Here is a 5,841-nt window from a genome sequence, read left to right as displayed (position 1 = left end):
GGCGCTGCGCGACGCGGCGCAGCAGATCGGCGTGGCAAGTGCTCAAGGGGTGCATGTGGGCGAGATCGAAATGCGCGGCCAGCCGGTCGGCCTGGCGGCGCGGGTGACGATGCAGCTCGCCGTCCATGCCGGGCGCGGCGACATCCTCGCTTCGCGGCTGGTCGCCGAACTTGCGATAGGTTCCGGCCTGCATTTCGTCGATGCCGGCCGCATCAGCCTCGACGAGCTGGGCGAACCGCTGCCGGTGGTCCAGGCGACATCGGAACAGCATCTGGAACCGGCCTGCCGCCCCAAGCCCAGGGCCATGGAACCGGCAGCACTGACGGCGCGGGAAAGCGAGGTGGTGAGCCTGATTGCGGACGGCATGAGCAATGCGGCGATCGCCGCCGAGCTGAAGCTCAGCGAGCACACGGTCAAGCGGCACGTCGCCAACATATTGCTCAAGCTCGACCTGCCGTCGCGGGCGGCGGCGGCGGCCTTTTCGGCCAGGCATCCTGGCCCGGACGGGCCATGAGAGCCATGGCGCTTTCGAGCGAAGCGGCGAAGGCGACTTGAGGGTTACGAATTCTTCCCATGCAGGCCGGGCGATGTCGCCGAGACGGCACTGCGAATGGAGGATGAAATGCTGAAACTGCATCGCAAGATCGGATTGCTGGCATTTGCCGCAGGCGCATTGCTGGCCATCACCCCGGCGCGGGCCGAAGACGCTTCGGCAACGGCCGCCTACAAGGACATCCAGGCCACGCTCGGCTCGGTGCCCGACATGTTCAAGACGCTGCCGGACGTCGCCGTTGCCGGCGCCTGGGCCGAGATCAAGGGCGTGCAGCTCAATCCCAACACAGCGCTTGACGGCAAGACCAAGGAGCTGATGGGCCTTGCGGTCGCCTCGCAGATCCCCTGCCAATACTGCATCTATTTCCACACGCTGGCCGCCAAGGCCAACGGCGCGAGCGACGAGGAGATCAAGGAGACGATAGCGATGGCGGCGATCGTGCGTCACTGGTCGACGATGCTCAACGGCAGCCAGGTCGACCTCAGCGCCTTCAAGAAGCAGACCGACGACCTGTTCGCGGCCGTCAAGGCGAAGTCGCAGTGAAAGGCATGGTGCTGCCCGGCACGGCGCCGGGCAGCACCCCCATCGAACGCCCGGTCAGACGGGCCATGGAGATCAAAATGCTGACCAAGACACAAACAGTGGACGGCGCGGCGATCAAGAAGGCGATCGAAGGCCGTGACGGAAAAATGCTGTCGAGCTTCTACAATGACGATGCGCTGGTGCGGGTGATCGACCGCAACAACCCGCCGAGCAAGCCGCGCGAAATCCGCGGCCGCGCGGCGATCAGCACCTTCTGGGACGACATCTGCAGCCGGGCGATGACCCACAAGGTCGACACCACGATCACGGAGGGCGACAGCCTCGCCTTCACGCAAGCCTGCGCCTATCCGGACGGCACGAAGGTGTTCTGCGCGGCGATGCTGGAGCTGAAGAACGGCCGCATCGCCCGGCAGACTGTCGTGCAGGCCTGGGACGAGTAGATCAACCGCGGGCTCAACCGCAATCAGGGAGGAGAACAAAATGTTCAGTGCCAGATGGCAGATCGACGCCAAGTTCGGCCACAAGCAGACCGTGATCGAGATGATGCGGCAATGGGAACGCGAGATCGGCTCGCAGGTCGGCATCGCCGACCTCAAGTTCCAGATCATGACCGGATCGATCGGCGCGCGCGAAGCGACGATCGAGACGCATCACCAGGTCGAGACCCTAGCCCAGTTGGAGGAATTCTTCGCCAAGATCGCCAAGATCGACGCGCATGCCAAATGGGGCAAGGAACTGGAGCCCTATGTGGTGTCGGGCACCAGCGTTTGGCAGATCTTGCGGATCGTGGAGTAGTGCTTGGCGTTCCCCGTTCACAGGGAGAAGATGCCGGCAGGCAGATGAGGGCGGAGCCGGCCTCGGCAATGCCTGCGCTGCCCCTCATCCGGCCCTTCGGGCCACCCTCTCCCCGTAAACGGGGACAGGGAAACATTCACCCGTGCGCGACCATCACGTGGCGAACGGCGGTATAGTCTTCCAGCGCGTAGAGCGACATGTCCTTGCCGTAGCCGGACTGCTTGAGCCCTCCATGCGGCATCTCGTTGGTGAGCATGAAGTGGGTGTTGATCCAGGTGCAGCCATATTGCAGGCGCGCGGCGGTCGCCATGGCGCGCGAGACGTCCCTGGTCCACACAGAGGAAGCAAGACCGTAGTCGCTGTCGTTCGCCCAGTTCACGGCTTCGTCGACCTCCGAGAAGCGGGTCACCGAGACGACCGGACCGAAGACCTCGCGGCGCACGATCTCGTCTTCCTGCAGCGCGCCGGCGACGACCGTCGGCTGGTAGTAGAAGCCTGAGCCCTCGCCCGGCTTGCCGCCGGTGGTGATCTCGATGTGCTTCAATTCCGAGGCGCGCTCGACGAAGCTCGACACGCGGTCGCGCTGGCGGCGCGAGATCAGCGGCCCGATCTCGTTTTCGGTGTCGTCGGGCAAATTGTACTTGATGGTCGAGACCGCCGAGGAGAGGTCGGCGACGAGCTTGTCGTAGATCTTCTTGCCGGCATAGATGCGGCAGGCGGCGGTGCAGTCCTGGCCGGCATTGTAATAGCCGAAGGCGCGCAGGCCGTTGACCACGGCGCCCAAGTCGGCGTCGTCGAAGACGACGACCGGCGCCTTGCCGCCGAGCTCCAGATGCGTGCGCTTGACCGACTTGGCGGCCGCCTGCAGCACCTTCTTGCCGGTGGCGACGTCGCCGGTGATGGAGATCATGTTGACCTTGGCATGGTTGATCAGCGCGTTGCCGACGCTGTCGCCGCGGCCGAGCACGACGTTAACGACGCCCTCGGGCAGGATTTCCGACAGGATCTTCGCCAGCTTCAGAGCCGTCAGCGGCGTCTGCTCCGACGGTTTGAAGACGACGGTGTTGCCGCCGCCTATCGCCGGCGCCAGCTTCCAGGCCATCATCATCAGCGGATAGTTCCAGGGCGCGATGGAGGCGACGATACCGATCGGATCGCGCCGGACCATCGAGGTGTGGCCGGGCAGATATTCGCCGGCGACCTGGCCGGGCATCGAGCGCACCGCGCCGGCGAAGAAGCGATAGCAATCGACGATCGCCGGGATCTCGTCGTTGAGCACGGCATTGATCGGCTTGCCGCAGTTCAGCGCCTCGAGCGCCGCGAACTCCTTGGCTTCGGCCTCGATGCGGTCGGCAATCTTCAAGAGATAGCCGGAGCGCTGCGCAGGCGTCGTGCGCGACCAGCTGGCGAAAGCCTTCCCGGCCGCCGCGACCGCTACCTCGATCTGCGCCGGGCTCGCTTCGGCCAAGTTGAGGATGGTCGCCCCGGTCTTCGGATTGAGGATCGGCTCCTCGGTTTCGGTGCCCTTCTCGAATTTCGAGCCGATGAGCATTTGAGTGTCCATGGGGTTTCTCCCTTATTCGGTTATTTGCCCGAGCCGGCTATCTGGTCGCCGTCGCGGGTCAGGTAGTAGGCAAAAAGGATCGGCAGCAGCGTCACCAGCACGACCACCATGGCGACGACATTGGTGACCGGACGCTGGCGCGGGCGGATCAGTTCTTCCAGCATCCAGATCGGCACCGTCTGCTGCTGGCCGGCGGTGAAAGTGGTGACGATGACCTCGTCGAAGGACAGCGCGAAGGCGAGCATGCCGCCGGCAAGCAGGGCGGTTGCGATGTTGGGCAGCACGATATGCCGGAAAGTCTGGAAGCCGTCGGCGCCGAGATCCATCGAGGCCTCGATCATCGAGCCGGAGGTGCGGCGGAAGCGGGCGACGGCGTTGTTGTAGACGACGACCACGCAGAAGGTGGCGTGGCCGAGCACGATCGTCCAGAACGAGAACGGGATGTCGGCGAGCGCAAAGGCGGAGCGCAGCGCAATGCCGGTGATGATGCCGGGCAGCGCGATCGGCAGGATGACGAGCAACGAAATGGTCTCGCGGCCGAAGAAGCGCGTCTGCGAGACCGCGGCGGCACAGAGCGTGCCCAACACCAGCGCGATCGCCGTGGAGATGGCCGCGACGCGGATCGACAGCGACAGCGCCTCCCACACATCCGGCCGGTTCCAGGTGACGGCGAACCATTGCGTGGTGAGCCCCGGCGGCGGCCAGACGAAGCTCTTCTCCTCGGTTGTGAAGGCGTAGACGAAGATCAGCAGGATCGGCAGGTGCAGGAAGAGCAGGCCGCAGGCGGCGGCGATCTTCAGGCCGAGCGGAGCGGACTGGCCGCGGTCAGAGCGCATCGAAGGCCCCCATGCGCTTGGCGCCCCAGAGGTAGAAGCCCATGATGACGATGGGCACCACGGTGAAGGCGGCGGCGAGCGGGATGTTGCCGGCGGTGCCCTGCTGCGAATAGACGGCCTGGCCGATGAAAAGCCGCGAGGTCCCGATGATCTGCGGGATGATGTAGTCGCCGAGCGTCAGCGAGAAGGTGAAGATCGAGCCGGCGACGATGCCGGGCAGCGCCAGCGGGAACAGCACGTTGCGAAAAGTCTGGCCGGGCGAGGCGCCGAGATCCGACGAGGCCTCGACCAGATTGCCGGGCACTCGTTCGAGCGCCGCCTGAACGGGGAGGATCATGAAAGGCAGCCAGACATAGACGAAGACGATGAAAGTACCGGTGAAGGACACCGACAGCGAATTGCCGCCGACGATGGGCAGCGACAGCCAGGCATCGAGCAGCCACAAAAGATTCAGCTTGGCGAGCAGCCAGGTGAGGATGCCTTCCTTGGCGAGGATCAGCTTCCAGGCGTAGATCTTGACCAGGTAGCTCGACCACAGCGGCAGCATGACGCCGAGATAGAACAGCGCCTTCCAGCGGCCGCGCGCGTATCGCGCCGCATAATAGGCGATGGGGAAGGCGACGATCGCCGAGGCGAGCGTGACGAGTGCGGCCATCGTCACGGTACGCATGATGATGTCGAGATTGGCGGCCTGGAACAGGTCGCCATAGGTCTTCAGCGTGAATTCGCGGTTGATGAGGCCGGAAAACTCGTCGATGGAGAAGAAGCTCTGCGCCAGCAGCGCGAAGAGCGAGCCGATATAGACGATGCCCAGCCACAGGACCGGCGGCAGCAGCATCAGGAAAAGCAGAAGCTTCGGCCGGCGCCAGAACAGATCTGAGAGCGCGCCGCGCAGGCCGCCGCTGCCCGGCAGGATGGCGGGGGCCGTGGCACGTGGCATCGCAGCATCGAGGCTCATGCCGGCTCGTCCATCAAATGAAGGCTCTCGCGATTGAAGGTCAGCATGACAGCCTCGCCTTCCTGCGGCAGGGCAGCGCCGGCGGGCACGACCGCATGCAGGCGCAGCCCATCGGCATCGAGCGCGAGCCTTGTCGTGGCGCCCAGGTAATTGGTCCCGACCAGGCGCGCGGCAACGCCGTCGCCGCTCGTCGCGCTTGAGACGCGGATGGATTCAGGCCTGAGACTTCCCCAGCGATGCTGGCCGGAGTAGCGCTGGACGAAATCCGGCGGCAGCACATTGGAGGAACCGACGAAGTCGGCGACGAAGCGCGTTTTCGGCCGCTGGTAGATATCCTCGGGCGTGCCGACCTGCATGATCCTGCCGTCGTTGAAGACGGCGACGCGGTCGGCCATCGACAGCGCCTCGCCCTGGTCGTGGGTGACGAAGACGAAGGTGATGCCGAGCACCTTCTGCAGCGACTTCAGCTCTTCCTGCATGTTCTCGCGCAGCTTGAGGTCGAGCGCGCCGAGCGGCTCGTCGAGCAGCAGCACCTTGGGCTGGTTGACGAGCGCACGCGCGAGCGCGACGCGCTGGCGCTGGCCGCCGGAGA

The 5,841-nt window shown here is 65.1% G+C and carries 8 protein-coding genes; 4 read left to right on the top strand and 4 right to left on the bottom strand.

Features of this window, described 5'->3' with window-relative positions; translation table 11 throughout:
- The 4 genes from DH10_RS20650 to DH10_RS20635 form a co-directional block, all read left to right on the top strand.
- A partial coding sequence (locus DH10_RS20650; RefSeq protein ID WP_246811606.1) for a helix-turn-helix transcriptional regulator occupies positions 1 to 514 on the top strand: 514 nt, incomplete at its 5' end.
- 108 nt (positions 515 to 622) lie between these two features.
- Positions 623 to 1,096: a carboxymuconolactone decarboxylase family protein gene (locus tag DH10_RS20645; RefSeq protein WP_192253414.1), complete on the top strand. Its 474-nt coding sequence runs from the start codon at positions 623 to 625 to the stop codon at positions 1,094 to 1,096.
- A gap of 77 nt (positions 1,097 to 1,173) precedes the next feature.
- The gene (locus DH10_RS20640; protein ID WP_192253417.1) at positions 1,174 to 1,536 is read left to right on the top strand and encodes a nuclear transport factor 2 family protein; all 363 of its coding nucleotides are present in this window, start codon (positions 1,174 to 1,176) and stop codon (positions 1,534 to 1,536) included.
- 40 nt (positions 1,537 to 1,576) lie between these two features.
- The gene (locus tag DH10_RS20635; RefSeq protein ID WP_192253420.1) at positions 1,577 to 1,891 is read left to right on the top strand and encodes a hypothetical protein; all 315 of its coding nucleotides are present in this window, start codon (positions 1,577 to 1,579) and stop codon (positions 1,889 to 1,891) included.
- Positions 1,892 to 2,027: 136 nt separating this feature from the next.
- Here the strand turns inward: DH10_RS20635 and DH10_RS20630 are convergent, their stop codons facing one another.
- The 4 genes from DH10_RS20630 to DH10_RS20615 form a co-directional block, all read right to left on the bottom strand.
- The gene (locus tag DH10_RS20630; protein ID WP_192253423.1) at positions 2,028 to 3,455 is read right to left on the bottom strand and encodes a gamma-aminobutyraldehyde dehydrogenase; all 1,428 of its coding nucleotides are present in this window, start codon (positions 3,453 to 3,455) and stop codon (positions 2,028 to 2,030) included.
- Between the two features lie 20 nt (positions 3,456 to 3,475).
- On the bottom strand, positions 3,476 to 4,291 hold the full coding sequence (locus DH10_RS20625; protein WP_192253426.1) for an ABC transporter permease: 816 nt from the start codon (positions 4,289 to 4,291) through the stop codon (positions 3,476 to 3,478).
- The gene (locus DH10_RS20620; RefSeq protein ID WP_210325215.1) at positions 4,281 to 5,231 is read right to left on the bottom strand and encodes an ABC transporter permease; all 951 of its coding nucleotides are present in this window, start codon (positions 5,229 to 5,231) and stop codon (positions 4,281 to 4,283) included. The genes DH10_RS20625 and DH10_RS20620 overlap by 11 nt, the downstream gene beginning before the upstream one ends.
- A 14-nt stretch (positions 5,232 to 5,245) precedes the next feature.
- On the bottom strand, positions 5,246 to 5,841 hold a 596-nt coding region (locus DH10_RS20615), incomplete at its 5' end, for an ABC transporter ATP-binding protein (RefSeq protein WP_192385273.1).

The sequence above is a fragment of the Mesorhizobium silamurunense genome (assembly GCF_014843825.1).
Taxonomy (GTDB): Bacteria; Pseudomonadota; Alphaproteobacteria; order Rhizobiales; family Rhizobiaceae; genus Mesorhizobium; species Mesorhizobium silamurunense.
This window is presented reverse-complemented; position numbering and strand designations above follow the sequence as displayed.

Bases quoted from the DNA above. Each gene is read 5' to 3' on its own strand.
- DH10_RS20645 (WP_192253414.1), top strand. From the start codon at position 623: ATGCTGAAACTGCATCGCAAGATCGGATTGCTGGCATTTGCCGCAGGC.
- DH10_RS20630 (WP_192253423.1), bottom strand. From the start codon at position 3,455: ATGGACACTCAAATGCTCATCGGCTCGAAATTCGAGAAGGGCACCGAA.
- DH10_RS20625 (WP_192253426.1), bottom strand. From the start codon at position 4,291: ATGCGCTCTGACCGCGGCCAGTCCGCTCCGCTCGGCCTGAAGATCGCC.
- DH10_RS20640 (WP_192253417.1), top strand. From the start codon at position 1,174: ATGCTGACCAAGACACAAACAGTGGACGGCGCGGCGATCAAGAAGGCG.
- DH10_RS20620 (WP_210325215.1), bottom strand. From the start codon at position 5,231: ATGCCACGTGCCACGGCCCCCGCCATCCTGCCGGGCAGCGGCGGCCTG.
- DH10_RS20635 (WP_192253420.1), top strand. From the start codon at position 1,577: ATGTTCAGTGCCAGATGGCAGATCGACGCCAAGTTCGGCCACAAGCAG.